Below are 12,432 nucleotides of genomic sequence, written 5' to 3'. Positions count from 1 at the left end.
TTCGAATCCTAGAGGAATCGCAAGGCGAGATGTCCGATCGGCCAATGGGCCGATGCGGACACCAATTGAAGGCCAACCACATCATTGATCAGTTGTCAACGTATAGCGCACGTCCTACTCCTCCAGGACCTGAGTTCGCCGGGCCCATCTTCACCCTTTTCGCCGCAACGGTCGTGCTGGACGTTCTGAACAGCAGTATTGGATATCCATCATTGTCGACCGTAGGCTTGCGAAGGGTCATTGCCTCTCGGATAACTCCAGAATCGTTAACAAGCAAACCGAGAGAGGATATCTCTGCTCCGGCCGTAGCATCAGTAAACCTGCCCTGTATCAGGGCCTGAAGCGTCTCAACTCCTAAGCTATTGACGCAGGCAATCTCATAAGCGCCACCATAAAGCTGTCCTGGCGCAAGCCCGGTAAGCCTGTGCGCTACTGGATGGGTAGGACTCGGCTTTCCGCTAGACATGGTGTGTCGGTCTTGTGAGTTCTGCAACAGATTGCTAAATGCAGTTACAGTACCTGAGTTGTCTACAATGAGCTTGAAAGTTGGATAGGTTGTCAATCTTCGCGAGCTTTGCAGCTTTGCGTTTACAACTATAGTTTTACGAGTTGTATATGTTGAATTATTGAGTACTCCTATGCCGCCATTTCCGAACTGCGCATCAACAGTGATACCTTCGGACGCGCCTTCAATGCGAACTGCGCAAGAAGCATTGGAGTCGCTATTGTAGAATCCCGGCTCAAAGAATTGACCGCTTATCTGAATATCAGCAGCGCCATCCAAAAGAATTATGGATGGTAGAAGTTCACCATCTGCGCGATCCTCTCGAGCAACGTATGCGTAGATATCGCTAATGATGACCTGGCGATGGTGCCGAATGGTAATACCAACCTTTCGGCAGTTGAGGTGGCCTACCGTGATTGCGCCGCCTGGCTCGTACAGGCTCGTGGTGTCAGGCCTATTGTCAAATTCATGCGTGACACCAATACCGTAGTTGGATCCTGCTACAAACCAGTTGGCAAGCCGCATGTCTTCATAGCCGCCTACGATATTGAACACATCATCAAGCCATATGCCCTTGTTCCAACCACCGTGAATGTACATTCTCCACATATCAGGGGAGTAACATGCCTCAAAGTGGATGGCGTACTCACAGGCGGTACGAGCTCCAATAATGTTAGAGTACCTAGCCAAGCACCGGATATTGCTCAGTTTTGGATGGTACTTATCTTTTATATTTATCCCTTTGAGCCAGTTTCCTCGGCGGGCAACGTTCCCAGCTGTCTTACCATATCCGCCGATGTATATATCATCAAGAATTACTGACCAGCGAGGCTGGTCACCATAACCGACATCTCCACGCTTTAGGGCGCTATCTATAACAAGGGCAATTCCGTTATTAGTTGGTGCATCTTCATCCAAGTCTGATAGGAAAGAAATGCCGGTTACTTGGAAAAGCTCCATATTTCTACCAGACGTTAGGCGGAAGCAGCCGGTCGTATTGGTAGGCATAGCCACGACAATAGTCTGTCCGGTTCCTGCCCCGTAGATATTGATACCCACAGCGCCAGTATTCTGCGTACCAGCTGGAGCCAGATCTAAAACAGCTTGCTGTGACATCCGGCATTCCATAGCCGGCCACATGATGTTGACGCCGCGAGCCTTTCCGATGACATTTTGCTGCGCCCATGTGAAGCAGCGCTGTACCGTTGGATACCAGTCCGCCGTTTCTGGCGTGGATTGCACTGGATCACCAAAGATAACGAAATCTTTAATACTCACGGTGTCATAAAGTTTTTCTGTTAGTGCTCTCCCAATTGCTTGCGCCAACAACGACTGCGAGGGTAGTCGAGTGCCAACCATCGACGACCCATTTTCTACACTCATGGTATCTTCGAGCCGCGCCATAAATTCATTTATGGCCTCTAAACTATCGTTTGGCTCCCAACCACTATCGGTATAAATGTATTCGAATTGCGCCTCGGTATTGAAGTACCTATCGCCGACCTGTAATGGAAGACCATTATCACGAAGAATGGGAGCTACTGAAGATGGCGACAAGAACCCAGCAGTTCGATTAGTGGCGACTTCAGCAGCATCTTCAGCGGCCTGCGCAGCTTCGTTTGAGGCGTCCAGCGCGGTTTGAATGGCTGTCGCGGACAGGGCTGTCTTGCCGGTGTTTACCGCAGTGCCGCCCTGGTTCTGCCAGACGGCATAGATCTCGTCTGCATCGTTCGACTGCACCAGGAAAATGCCCTGATCCGCTGTTGCTGCCAGTCCAGCAGCCACGCTCGGGTAGATGGTCGTGGAGATGCTGATCTTCTCGGCAGCATCCTGCTGGATTTCCAGCAAAATCTGCTTCAGGTTTTGAATGTCGCCCGTTTGGGTAGGGATGCTGTCTGCATTCACAGCATCGTTGGCAAAGCGGTAAACGATGTTGCTGCCGACTTCCGCGCGCACAGTCGCGATCTCAAGGCGCTGAGTTTGATCAGCCATGTCATTTCCTTTGGGCGAGTTGGTAGAGCGCGCCTGGGCGCGGTCAGCGAAACGAGGTGTTAGGAGATCCAGCCGCCGGAGAAGAAGCTGCTGGTATCGTTGATGAGCATGTCGGCCACGGCATCGAAGATGGTGTCGACCTGGTCATCGTGGTCGTGGCTGTCGTCGGCCGTGAAAGCTGCGGCCTCGGTGAGGAAGGTGGTGACCCACTCAGTGGTGCACAGGTCCTGCCCCCGGTGGTCTTTGACGTGTGTTATGGACTTGCCCTGCTCGTCGTATATCGCAGGCACGAACACACGGCCGGACTTGAACCAGGGCACGGCATCCATGCAGCGCGTGACCTTGTTGGCGGCCGGGCCGCGCGGCTGGGGCTCGATCTGGATAGAGCCCTTCTTGCTGATGGTCTGAATCAGCCCGGTGCCGCTGGACTTGTCCTCGACGCGCATGTAGCGCAGGGCTGCCGGTCGGAATTGGTCCCACGGCTTCCAGCGCTCCCAAACGCGCAGCGCCTCGGCCTCCAGATCGCCTGCGTCCCACTTACCCCGCACGATCTCGATGATGTAGAGGTTCCCGTCCACGCCCAGGCCGCAGTGGGCGAATACCGAGAAGTCGTGCTGCTCACCGGTCTTCTGCGCGGTATCCACGTAGACGCCACGCCAGACCAGGAATGGCAGCTGCTCGTAGGTCTTGAACCAGTCCGGGTCGATCATGCCGCCCGTGAGCGCCACGGGCTCCTGCTGGTACTGGCTGACCATGGTGTAGGCATCTTTGTCCCACAGGGCCATCAGGTCGTAGACCGACTCTTTGGCCGGCCAGTAGGACCAGTATTCGACGCCGCCACGCACCACTGAGGGTCCGCTGAACACGTCGCGCTCGGCGTGCTCACGGATCTCTGGCGGCAGGCTGGCGATGTATTCGCGGGTCACCAGGGCTGGGACCTTGATATGGGCGAAGTCCAGGCCCATGCCACCCTTGAGCAGGAAACCGGACACGTCGTCCGTGTGCAGGCGCTGCTGGGTGCAGATGACTGGAGTATCAGGCGATGCGCGCCGGCTGCGCAGCGTGTTTGTCACGATCCGCTGGGCCTTGGCCCGCATGGTCGCTGAGAACGCGCTGTCGGCCTTCTCCGGGTCGTCCAGGTTGATGAAGCCGGTGAAGTCCTTGGAGATGTAGCCGCCCCGGCAGCCGGTGATCTGGCCGCCGGTGGAGCGGCTGAACAGCTGGTGCCTGGTGCGTCCCTTGCCGTCGATCAGCGACCAGTTCTCGACATCGGCCTTGCCCATTGAAACAGGCCAGAGCTCCTGGTACTCAGGGCTGGAGACGATCGACCGGATGCGGCCGGAGTTCTCAACCACTAGGGAATTGGAGTAGGAGACGTTCAGCGTGCGCGTGCGCTCGCGCACGGTCATGGCATAGGCTGGAAGGTGGATTGACCAGTACTCGGTCTTGGTGCCACCTGGTGGCATGTTGAACACGACGTTCTTCAGTTCGCCACTGAGCACGCGCAGCGCTGTGTGGTCCATGTAGCGGTGGTGCCAGTTGCAGAGCATCTTCATGCCCTGGTTCAGCTGGAACCACACCCTCATGAACGAAAGCGGCGAGTGCTCACTGATGCTTTTGGCGGCCTGCTTCTCCTCGATGCTCATGGTTTCCCAATCGAGGAGTGCACTCATAGGCGGGCCAGAACAGACTCAAGGGCTTCCTGGTCAACCTTGACCGTGGACTTCGTCTCAATTGGCGCGCCATCCTTGCCGGTCAACTCAACAATCTGCTTGTCGAGGCCCAGGAGCTTTGCCTTGCCCATCGAGGCCGTGACCATGGCCGAGGCCTTGCCGGTCTCCTTGCCGAGCAGGCGAGCCTCTTCCAGCTCAGCCAGGAGCGTGTCCACGGTGATTTCGTGACGTTCCATGACCTTGATCCTTAATTCTTCGATGCGTGCCTGAACGAGAGAGTTTTGTAGAAGGTTGTAACCCTCCCGCTGGGCTGTTTTGTCGGCCATGTTGGAGGTGTTGTAGGACCGCCGGTATGCCTCGGAGGCGTTCCCGGTCTCGACATAGGCGAGGCAGAAAAGCTCCATCTTGTCGGTGAAGCGTCTCTTCGCCTTGCGTTCCATATCTCACCTACGGGCTGATCAGTTTCCACTTGTAGCCGACCCACTTCGGCAGCTTGCCGGCAGTGAAGATCGGCGGCTTGGTTTCAGTGCACCCGGCCGGAAGAAGCCAGTTGCCGGGTACTTGAGGGTCGCGCTCGGCAACGGTCTCGCCGAGGTAGAAGCCGTTTTGGTCGTACTGGTAGACGGTTTTCTGGTTCATAGGTATCTAATCCAACGGACCTGCGTAAGGTTCACGGAGCGAGCCTCAGTGCCACCATTCGAATTGATGCTTACAACGTGCTGGTGTGACCCGGCACTACTGGTTTGAATCGTCTGTGTTCCCTCTTCTATCTGGTCCCCCAGGACTGCATCACGGTTCTGGGTGTAGTCGCCGTTTACCAGGTCTCGAGCGAATGTAGTGGAATGGTTGTGTAGACCCGCAGAGGAAGTTGATGCACCGTGAGTGTGAGCAAGGTTCTGACTTGGCTGAAGAACGCCATTCATTACTCTCCCAGCATCTATACCCCTCCCATCATCCAAGCAGCGCGGAAACGCCCCCCTCCAGTCCGGAAGGCGAAACTCAGTGCTTAACTCGCCGCCAGTATTGAAGGTCGTTCCGATCTTGGCAAAGAGCTTTGGGTAGGCAGAGCGCAAAAGAACCGAACCGACAGCTTTAAGCCACCCAGGATCCGGCGATCCGTTATGGGCCACATCCTTGTATTCACCAACGCTGAATGACGAATAGAGGCTTGCTCCTATCAACCTCCAGAACGTCGGGCTGCTGGCCGGCGGGTTGCCGGCGTTGTTGTTGGCGATCGACTCATAGAACAGGCCATCTTCGGGGGTGTAGCACGGGGCGCCCACGGAATAGAGTGCTTGGGGGTGATACTGCATAACCCCTTTTCGTTCGAGGTCCTGCAGCGCCGAGTCAACCCGGTTGTGCCACCAGTTCTCCTGGCCGGCCGGCGGCGCGTCCTTGTCCTGACCGCCTTCCCAGCCCGTCACAATCCTGATTTCGGCCGGCTCTTGAAACACAGTGGAGGAACTCTGGCCCTCGACATTCTCTGCCCAGCGGCGGTTGAAAGGCTGTCGTGCCATCAGGAAACGTCTCCGGGCAAGGTGAAGTTGGCGTAGTTAAAGATCAAGCTTGAGGTGCGCTCGATCTCATCAATGTTGGTCGGGAGCACGTAGATTTGCCCTATGCGAGTTCCCTGCGGCCTGGGGATGAGGTCGAAGTTCTCGAGCAAGAACTGCGTGGTGTTGTCCAGCTCTGAAGCGATGCCGATGTCGAACGACTTGTCGCCATTGCTATTCAGGGCTGTGACCTTCACCCCTATAACGACCTCGAGCAGCTTGATGATGCTGTCGCTGGTGCCGTCGCTGACGTTTCTGGCGATCTTTGCCTTGATCAGCTTGCGGTACAGATCATTGTTTAGGGGGGCATCCACCGCCGCGCCATCGCCGATGTAGGGCGCGACGTTGTAATTGGTGTAGTTGTCGTTCCCTGCATAGCCAAAGACGTCGTAGGCCGCGCCGCGCAGTATTGGCCGCGGCACGCCGACGATGCGGCCGATGACGTCCAAGTCCTCACCGGTGACCGTGTCGACGTCGTAGGCCGAGTAGATTTGGCTGATCGGCTGTTCAAGCTTCTCGTTGGCGATGGTCGGTGTCAGCGTTAGCCACCGCGTCATCCGCTGTTTGCCGCGGTACTGGTTGATGATCCGCTTCTTCGCGCGCGCTACGTGGTCCATTTTCATAGCGGCACCGATACCGTGATGTTGTCAGGGTCGAAGGTGGCCAACTCTGCGATACCCGGCTGGATTGGCGTTACACCCTGGCTTCCGGCGCTAAGGCCAATCGTCAGGCTGGTGATGTAGCTGTCGCCGTACTGGCCAAGCACCTTGTTGACCGGCGTGTAAAGGCGCCCGACGGGCACTACCTCGCCAATGTCGTAGCCTCCCTGATTGAAGCCCTTCACCTGGTCGCCGGAGAACAGCTTCTTGGTCGAATCCTCGACGATGGCGTCCTTGATCCGCTGCTCGATGTCGCTTGGCAGGTTTCCCTTGCGCTGAACGGTGACTGAAACGTAGATCGGCAGAGCCACTGCGCGCTGGAAAGTCATGGTCTCGATGTTGCCCGTCGATGGCGAGGTGATTTGAACCTTGACGCCTGTCGCCCCCGGCGGATCAACCCAGGTATCGGTCTTGGTGCTGTAGCGGGGATACATCGGGGTTCCTGGGTTGTACTTCGAGTACATGGCCTGGCCAATGCCCTGGTCAGTGCCGCCGTTCACGATGACCGCGATGGCAGTGTATGGAATGCCGTCAGGGTCGGTCGGGTCGTCGCTGTTGTTCTCCAGGATCTTCACGTCGGTCACGCCGGCGACGTTTGCAACGGCTGCCAGCATGTTGTCCTTCATGTTGCTGCCGGGCAGAGATACCGAGTTGTTCCGGCGGGCGCGGAATTCAACGTCGGACTCGGCGTCTTCGCCCGGGGCAGCAGCAGCATTGGTAACCGAGGACCAGCCAGGGTACGGCGTACCGATCACTGTGAGCTCGCCGGCACCCGCCAGGACGCGGCCTGGCGTTACACAGGTCGCGAAGCCCGGGGCGCTCTGCGAGACGCCGATCACGATTGCCGCGGTGGTCAGCCAGAGCGTGTTATCGATCCTGCTCCGGATCTGCGAGTTGGCCGGAAGCACGGTACCGGCCGAGCCTGTGATAGTGATCGGCGCGACCGAATAGGTGGCATCGCGAATGGCCACGCCGGAGATCTTGCCGATGTTTCGCAGGGCCTCTGCAGTGGCGCTGTCGGGGTCCTTCGCGCGGTAGGCGGCCACGAGGCCCTCGTCCAGGTTCGCCAGCATCTCGGCCTCGATGCCGATGCGCTGGCCATCTGGTGAGTCGGCGTCGATGTTCCAGTCTGGGTCGATCGCCAGCGTGCGCGCATTGATGTCGGCCAGGTAGTCGTTGAGCGACGTGCCTGTGATGCCCTGGTCGGTGATCTCAGCCATTTAGACGATTGCCTGTACGAAGTTGATGTCTGCGCTCTCGCCTGAGGCGCTGGTGATGGTCGCGGCCACGGTCAGCTGCCGGGTTACCGCATCCGAGGTGACGCTGAAGGCCGTCATGCCCACGCAGCCCGGGGTGAGCAGGATGCGCCGGCGAATGATCGACTCGCGTGTCGCGAGGCGGGACCCTTTGCCCAGCACGCCGCCAAACCAGTCGGTACCGTCTGAGGTGTCCAGGAACCATTCGCCCAGGAAGAACTTGAGCCGGGTGCGCACGTTCTGCGCCACCTCTTCGGCTGAGTAGCCGGTCATGAGCTTATCCTGGCCCATGGCCAGGTCGCCGTTGGCATCGAGCTTGCGCACGGTCATGGAACGGATACCCCGCTGGTTCCGGTGCCAGGCTGAACGCCTGAATGCTTGTGCAGCTTCAGGCTGATCGGCCCGGCGACAACGTCATTCGGCGTGGTGACCAGGCTGGCAGGGCTGATGGTCACCCCGTTGATGTTCACCGTGCCATCTGCGCCTATCGTGATGAACCCAGCGCCATTGCTGAGCGAGATGGAGGTGTCATCCTTCAGCCAGGCATACATCGAGCCGCTGTTGTTGCGCAGGCGGATACCGTCATTGGCGAAGTCGGTGATCGCCCCTGGCACGGATCGCACGCCGGGCATGAAGTAGGCATCGTTCATGGAGAAGCGCCTCGGCTCCGACTTGGCAGCCACTCCGCCCTGGTCGACCCAGGAGTCGATGCACTCTTGCGAGAACATGATCGACCCCTCGACGCCTTCGGCCACCCGGCACTCTAAAGTTCCCCCGGAAGCGCCCCAAAATTGAACTGGAACGCGGACGATAGGCCGGCGTGGCTCGGCGTTGCCAAGCCGGTCTTCGATCATCAGGCCGATTTGCACCTGGGCCAGCTGCGTAGCGGGGTCGAAGCTCAGAACGTGCCCCGGAACGCTGGTGCGTACGTTGTCCTTGAGGTACTCGCCAAAGATCTCGCGCAGCATCTTGGCGAACTGTTCCCGTGTGCGGGAGGCCAATGGGTCTTTCATCGGGTCGCCCTAGCAGAGATTCCAGACTGGGCCATCGTGTCGAGCCGCAAGCAGCTGATCTGGGTTTCCCACGGGTCGCCGTGAGAGTCACCGATGACGGCCAGGGAGTTGATTCGGTAGAAGCCCTCGCCGATCGTGCGGGGCACCTCGTAGAAAAAGGCCCCGGAGAATTCGAACTGCGGGGCCATGGATTCGAGCTTGATGGTGTCACCCAGCTTTAGCTTGGGATTCAGGGTGCACCTGATTCCGACCTCGGTGTCGGTCACCACTGGGGAGCCGATCATTCCGCTGGCGGCGCTGATCACGAACACTTCGTTGGGCATGGCGAAGCCATTCTTGATGATCTTGGTGGCGCCGTTCTCGATCATCCAGTCGAACCCCCAGGTGCTTGCAAGTTCGTTCATGCAGGCGACTGGGCTGCCCTGGAGCACGGTGCCCCCGGATCGGCGTTTGAGGTCTGAGAAGTCCCCGAAAAACTGGATTTCCCCGCCAAAGCGCTCGGCGCACTCCTCGATAATCTGGACCGGGTCCGTCTCGGGGGACAGGGTCAGGTTGATGATTCGCTCGTCCCGCTCCTTGGCCTGTGAGCGGCAGAAGAACTTGACGCCCCGGGTTGAGCCGCCGTCCTCCATGACTTTCTGCACGTTGGTGATCTGGCCCAGGAACACGCTGCCGAAGGTGCTGGAATAGCCTGCCTCCAGCGAGATGAACTCGTATTTCTTGGCCGTGCCGTCGCCCAGCATCTGCCTTGTCGAGTAGTCGGAAACGTTGTAGATGGTGATCTCGGCCACGCTGAACGCATTGCCGGCGAAGTGGATGATCTGGAACGTGATGCGCAGGCCGTCACCGTCAGGGCGCATCTCGTAGATCTTGCCGCCCGAGTCACGGCCAAGCTTCAGCCGGTACCGGCGCAGGTAGATTTCATCACTCATCGGACCACACCAGCGTATTGTCGATGCCCAGGTTGTTAGGGGTCGGCTGCTTACCCTCAAGGGTGAGGCACCCGTAGTTCACCTTGGGCGGCGGGTACAGGCCGGCCAGCAGATCTACACCTGGCAGAAGGAAGCGCCCAGACGTTAGATTCAAGCCGGCAGCTGTACTGATATTGACGCGGAAGACCTCAAGCCGGGCCATCCACTGCAGCTCCAATGTCAGCGTGTTGCTGCCTAGCGGGGCGCTGAAGGTCTGAGCCGGTAGGGGTTGAACCTCAACCCTGTACCGGCTCACTGGATCACCTCCACAGATGCAAACCCAGAAGAAACCATGGGGGCGCCCTGTGTGGCCACTGGGTCGTTCTGAAGCAGCTGGTCTGCTGAGGTAACGCCCCGGGTTACTTGGGAGCTGATGACCCTGGCCTGCTGCAGTTCGGCAACGAAGACCAAACCATCTTCATCATCGGGCCTCGTACGCTGATCCAGCCTGATCAAGACCATGTTCTTGAGCGTTTCGTACTCGGTGACCAAGTCGAATCTGGACCGGGATTGCAGGAGCGCCGTCAGGGCGGCCCAAGCGGTTGCGGCACGGGTAGCCTCGCTCCCCGACAGCAAGTAGGCTGACACCGTCGATACGGCTGCCCCTGCCACCCCGCCAATGGCGCTGGAGATCGCGCCCACGCCCATCATGCCCAAGTCATCAAGGCCGATGCCCAGCGGAGTATTGGATACCGCACCGGTCAGCAGGTAGCGGTCAGGCAGCAAGCGGGCATGGTCGTTGCCGTTGGTGCCGAACTCCACAGGAAACTCGGTCAACTGCACAGCCTTGCTGGTCGCCCCCTCAAGCTTGGCGTCGAACTCGATAGGGCCAAGCATGGGCAGCGTTTTGGAAAAGATGCTCATGACCCCATCGGCAATGCTCATTTTTCCGGGCTCCTGAAGTCTTGGGTGGTTTGGTCAATCAGCTTGCTCAGCTTCTCGTTCCACAGCTGCTCGACTTTGCCGGTATCCGCACCGTGGATATGGAACTGGCGGTTGTCCACGTTTTGCACTTGCTGAGCGGGTGCTGACGGGCTCGCAGCGGCGGATACTGTTGAGCCCGCCGGCGTAACGACATCGCTTGCTGAATACTGCTCTGGCGCCCGACGCTGCTTTTTCGCCCAAGCGTCGATTTGCTCCAGAATGCTTGGGCCTTGCTGCCCAGACCTGGAAAGGTCAGCCTGGACCTTGGCCCATTGCTCTGGGTCGCGCAGGTCCACAACCGGAGCCGCAGATGCCGGCGCCTGAGGCAGTCCGTAGTTATCGGCGATGTCGCCACGCCGGGAAACCTCGCCATCGGCGTCTGCCGGGCGCTCGTAGTAACGCGAGACGATGCCCGCGGCCTCCCTGGCGCTTGCTGCCAACTTCAGCCGCTCACCAGCTGACTTTTCGGCCCCCTTGGTCAGCTCGTGGTTGATGAACTCGAGCTGTTCGGTTGCGGTAGAACTGCGAATGTCCTTGCCGGAGTACTTGGCGAAGTTCGCCTGCCTGTCCGGGTGCCACTGGGCCAGGCCGTAGGCATTTCCGCCGTCGCCCACGGCATCTGGTCGGAAGCCGCTTTCCTGCTCCAGGTTCGCCGCAATACCGGCGGCCTGCTCGACAGACCAGCCCTTGGCGCGGAAAAAGTCCATGACGGCTGCAGCAGCCTCAGATCCGCCCTTGCGAAGTCGGTTATTCAGCAGCTCCTGGTCTTCACCAGCGTTCAGGCTGCCGGAGTACAGCAGCGCAGCCGCGCTACCACCTGCCACAGCCAGCCCAGATGCGCCTGCAGCCGCACCGCCCGCGGCCGCACCGGCGGCACCAGCAGCGCCTGCAGCACCACCCAGGCCTACCAGTGCACGCAGAGCGGCAAGCCCCTTCAAGGCGCTGGCGCCGCCCATGAGAACAAGGGCGGCTGAGACCAGTTCGATGTTTTTGGCCAGAGTACCGAAGAAGGCCTCCAGACCAGAATCCACCAGGTCCTTGTTGTCGCGGTAGAAGGCGGTGAAGTCCTCGGCCAACTCGGCAAAGGCCGGCACCAGTTCGCCAGCGATGGTATTGCCCATGTCGGTGAACACCAGGTTCAGCTCGGCGTTCGCCTTGGTGAGGCGTGCCGCGTCCTCGACCTGCTTCTGGGTCATGATGCCCAGCTTGTTGCGGGAATCCAGCTGCTTCTCGACCTCGTCGCGCCCCTTCATCAGCAGGCGGATGGTGTTCTCGTCGAAGCCCAGGGCTTGGCCGGCGAGGCGCTGGTTCAGCGGCGTCATCTTCTCGAAGGCGCCGGCGATGTTGGCCAGGGCCTCTGCCGTGTCCTGTGCGCCAATGATAGCGTTCGGGTCCAGGCCCAGCTTGGCTACGTCGCCGAACCAGCCGACGTTACCGGTGATGGGCGATGCCATCAGGTCCTGGATCTTCTGCATGGCCGCGAAGGCGTCTTGCGCATTCCCGCCCTGGGCGGCCAGTGCTTGGCCCAGCGCCTGCACATTTTGCGTGCTGAGCCCGGTCAGGCGGTTGAAGTTGTCCAGCGCGGTGCCGGCGTTCTTGAAGTCGCCCACCACCTTGTCTATGGCCAGCTTGCTCGCCAGCACGGCGCCGAACTGCAGGGCCGACCTGGTGAGGCCGCCAAACGCCGCATCGGCCTTCTGGAATGACTTCTCGTCGACCTTGATGCCCAGGGCGATCAGGAAGCTCTCAAGTACTTTCACGGGTTCGCTCTCCGGATCTCGTCGTGCAGCTGCCGCACGTAGAGCATTTCATCCATCGCCAGGTTGGCGCGCTTGACCCAGCCCAGCGAGTAGGTGCCGTCAGTGAGGTCTTTGTAGGTGCAGAGC

The 12,432-nt window shown here is 59.3% G+C and carries 13 protein-coding genes; all 13 read right to left on the bottom strand.

The features are described 5' to 3' along the window. Nucleotides 1-88: 88 nt before the first annotated feature. The 13 genes from EGJ22_RS11365 to EGJ22_RS26135 are packed head-to-tail and all read right to left on the bottom strand — an operon-like array spanning nucleotide 89 to nucleotide 12,306. The gene (locus tag EGJ22_RS11365) at nucleotides 89-2,497 is read right to left on the bottom strand and encodes a hypothetical protein (RefSeq protein WP_125920266.1); all 2,409 of its coding nucleotides are present in this window, start codon (nucleotides 2,495-2,497) and stop codon (nucleotides 89-91) included. 59 nt (nucleotides 2,498-2,556) lie between these two features. After that, nucleotides 2,557-4,170, bottom strand: a complete 1,614-nt coding sequence (terL, locus tag EGJ22_RS11360; RefSeq protein ID WP_125920265.1) for a phage terminase large subunit — start codon at nucleotides 4,168-4,170, stop codon at nucleotides 2,557-2,559. Continuing rightward, nucleotides 4,167-4,610 (bottom strand): terminase small subunit, encoded by a 444-nt coding sequence (locus EGJ22_RS11355; RefSeq protein WP_125920264.1) that lies wholly within the window; start codon nucleotides 4,608-4,610, stop codon nucleotides 4,167-4,169. The genes terL and EGJ22_RS11355 overlap by 4 nt, the downstream gene beginning before the upstream one ends. A gap of 7 nt (nucleotides 4,611-4,617) precedes the next feature. Then, the gene (locus EGJ22_RS11350) at nucleotides 4,618-4,809 is read right to left on the bottom strand and encodes a hypothetical protein (RefSeq protein WP_033735373.1); all 192 of its coding nucleotides are present in this window, start codon (nucleotides 4,807-4,809) and stop codon (nucleotides 4,618-4,620) included. After that, nucleotides 4,806-5,687 (bottom strand): phage tail protein, encoded by an 882-nt coding sequence (locus EGJ22_RS11345; RefSeq protein ID WP_064314367.1) that lies wholly within the window; start codon nucleotides 5,685-5,687, stop codon nucleotides 4,806-4,808. The genes EGJ22_RS11350 and EGJ22_RS11345 overlap by 4 nt, the downstream gene beginning before the upstream one ends. Next, the gene (locus EGJ22_RS11340; RefSeq protein ID WP_081264813.1) at nucleotides 5,687-6,346 is read right to left on the bottom strand and encodes a DUF2612 domain-containing protein; all 660 of its coding nucleotides are present in this window, start codon (nucleotides 6,344-6,346) and stop codon (nucleotides 5,687-5,689) included. Before EGJ22_RS11340 ends, EGJ22_RS11345 begins: the two co-directional genes overlap by 1 nt. Beyond that, nucleotides 6,343-7,602 (bottom strand): baseplate J/gp47 family protein, encoded by a 1,260-nt coding sequence (locus tag EGJ22_RS11335; RefSeq protein ID WP_064314369.1) that lies wholly within the window; start codon nucleotides 7,600-7,602, stop codon nucleotides 6,343-6,345. Before EGJ22_RS11335 ends, EGJ22_RS11340 begins: the two co-directional genes overlap by 4 nt. Next, on the bottom strand, nucleotides 7,603-7,968 hold the full coding sequence (locus EGJ22_RS11330; RefSeq protein WP_064314370.1) for a hypothetical protein: 366 nt from the start codon (nucleotides 7,966-7,968) through the stop codon (nucleotides 7,603-7,605). Then, on the bottom strand, nucleotides 7,965-8,651 hold the full coding sequence (locus tag EGJ22_RS11325; protein WP_081264814.1) for a Gp138 family membrane-puncturing spike protein: 687 nt from the start codon (nucleotides 8,649-8,651) through the stop codon (nucleotides 7,965-7,967). The genes EGJ22_RS11330 and EGJ22_RS11325 overlap by 4 nt, the downstream gene beginning before the upstream one ends. Continuing rightward, on the bottom strand, nucleotides 8,648-9,583 hold the full coding sequence (locus tag EGJ22_RS11320) for a hypothetical protein (protein ID WP_064314371.1): 936 nt from the start codon (nucleotides 9,581-9,583) through the stop codon (nucleotides 8,648-8,650). Before EGJ22_RS11320 ends, EGJ22_RS11325 begins: the two co-directional genes overlap by 4 nt. Further along, nucleotides 9,576-9,878: a hypothetical protein gene (locus tag EGJ22_RS11315; RefSeq protein ID WP_064314372.1), complete on the bottom strand. Its 303-nt coding sequence runs from the start codon at nucleotides 9,876-9,878 to the stop codon at nucleotides 9,576-9,578. The genes EGJ22_RS11320 and EGJ22_RS11315 overlap by 8 nt, the downstream gene beginning before the upstream one ends. Continuing rightward, nucleotides 9,875-10,507, bottom strand: coding sequence for a phage baseplate protein (locus EGJ22_RS11310; RefSeq protein WP_064314373.1), 633 nt, complete (start codon nucleotides 10,505-10,507; stop codon nucleotides 9,875-9,877). Before EGJ22_RS11310 ends, EGJ22_RS11315 begins: the two co-directional genes overlap by 4 nt. Next, nucleotides 10,504-12,306: a phage tail tip lysozyme gene (locus EGJ22_RS26135; RefSeq protein WP_064314374.1), complete on the bottom strand. Its 1,803-nt coding sequence runs from the start codon at nucleotides 12,304-12,306 to the stop codon at nucleotides 10,504-10,506. Before EGJ22_RS26135 ends, EGJ22_RS11310 begins: the two co-directional genes overlap by 4 nt. Nucleotides 12,307-12,432 lie beyond the last annotated feature (126 nt).

Origin of the sequence: Pseudomonas sp. p99-361 (assembly GCF_003935475.1) — a bacterium.
GTDB lineage: Bacteria > Pseudomonadota > Gammaproteobacteria > Pseudomonadales > Pseudomonadaceae > Aquipseudomonas > Aquipseudomonas juntendi.
This window is presented reverse-complemented; position numbering and strand designations above follow the sequence as displayed.

Bases quoted from the DNA above. Each gene is read 5' to 3' on its own strand.
- EGJ22_RS11325 (WP_081264814.1), bottom strand. From the start codon at position 8,651: ATGAAAGACCCATTGGCCTCCCGCACACGGGAACAGTTCGCCAAGATG.
- EGJ22_RS11330 (WP_064314370.1), bottom strand. From the start codon at position 7,968: ATGACCGTGCGCAAGCTCGATGCCAACGGCGACCTGGCCATGGGCCAG.
- EGJ22_RS11335 (WP_064314369.1), bottom strand. From the start codon at position 7,602: ATGGCTGAGATCACCGACCAGGGCATCACAGGCACGTCGCTCAACGAC.
- EGJ22_RS11365 (WP_125920266.1), bottom strand. From the start codon at position 2,497: ATGGCTGATCAAACTCAGCGCCTTGAGATCGCGACTGTGCGCGCGGAA.
- terL (WP_125920265.1), bottom strand. From the start codon at position 4,170: ATGAGTGCACTCCTCGATTGGGAAACCATGAGCATCGAGGAGAAGCAG.
- EGJ22_RS11310 (WP_064314373.1), bottom strand. From the start codon at position 10,507: ATGAGCATTGCCGATGGGGTCATGAGCATCTTTTCCAAAACGCTGCCC.
- EGJ22_RS11340 (WP_081264813.1), bottom strand. From the start codon at position 6,346: ATGAAAATGGACCACGTAGCGCGCGCGAAGAAGCGGATCATCAACCAG.
- EGJ22_RS11355 (WP_125920264.1), bottom strand. From the start codon at position 4,610: ATGGAACGCAAGGCGAAGAGACGCTTCACCGACAAGATGGAGCTTTTC.
- EGJ22_RS11320 (WP_064314371.1), bottom strand. From the start codon at position 9,583: ATGAGTGATGAAATCTACCTGCGCCGGTACCGGCTGAAGCTTGGCCGT.
- EGJ22_RS11350 (WP_033735373.1), bottom strand. From the start codon at position 4,809: ATGAACCAGAAAACCGTCTACCAGTACGACCAAAACGGCTTCTACCTC.
- EGJ22_RS11345 (WP_064314367.1), bottom strand. From the start codon at position 5,687: ATGGCACGACAGCCTTTCAACCGCCGCTGGGCAGAGAATGTCGAGGGC.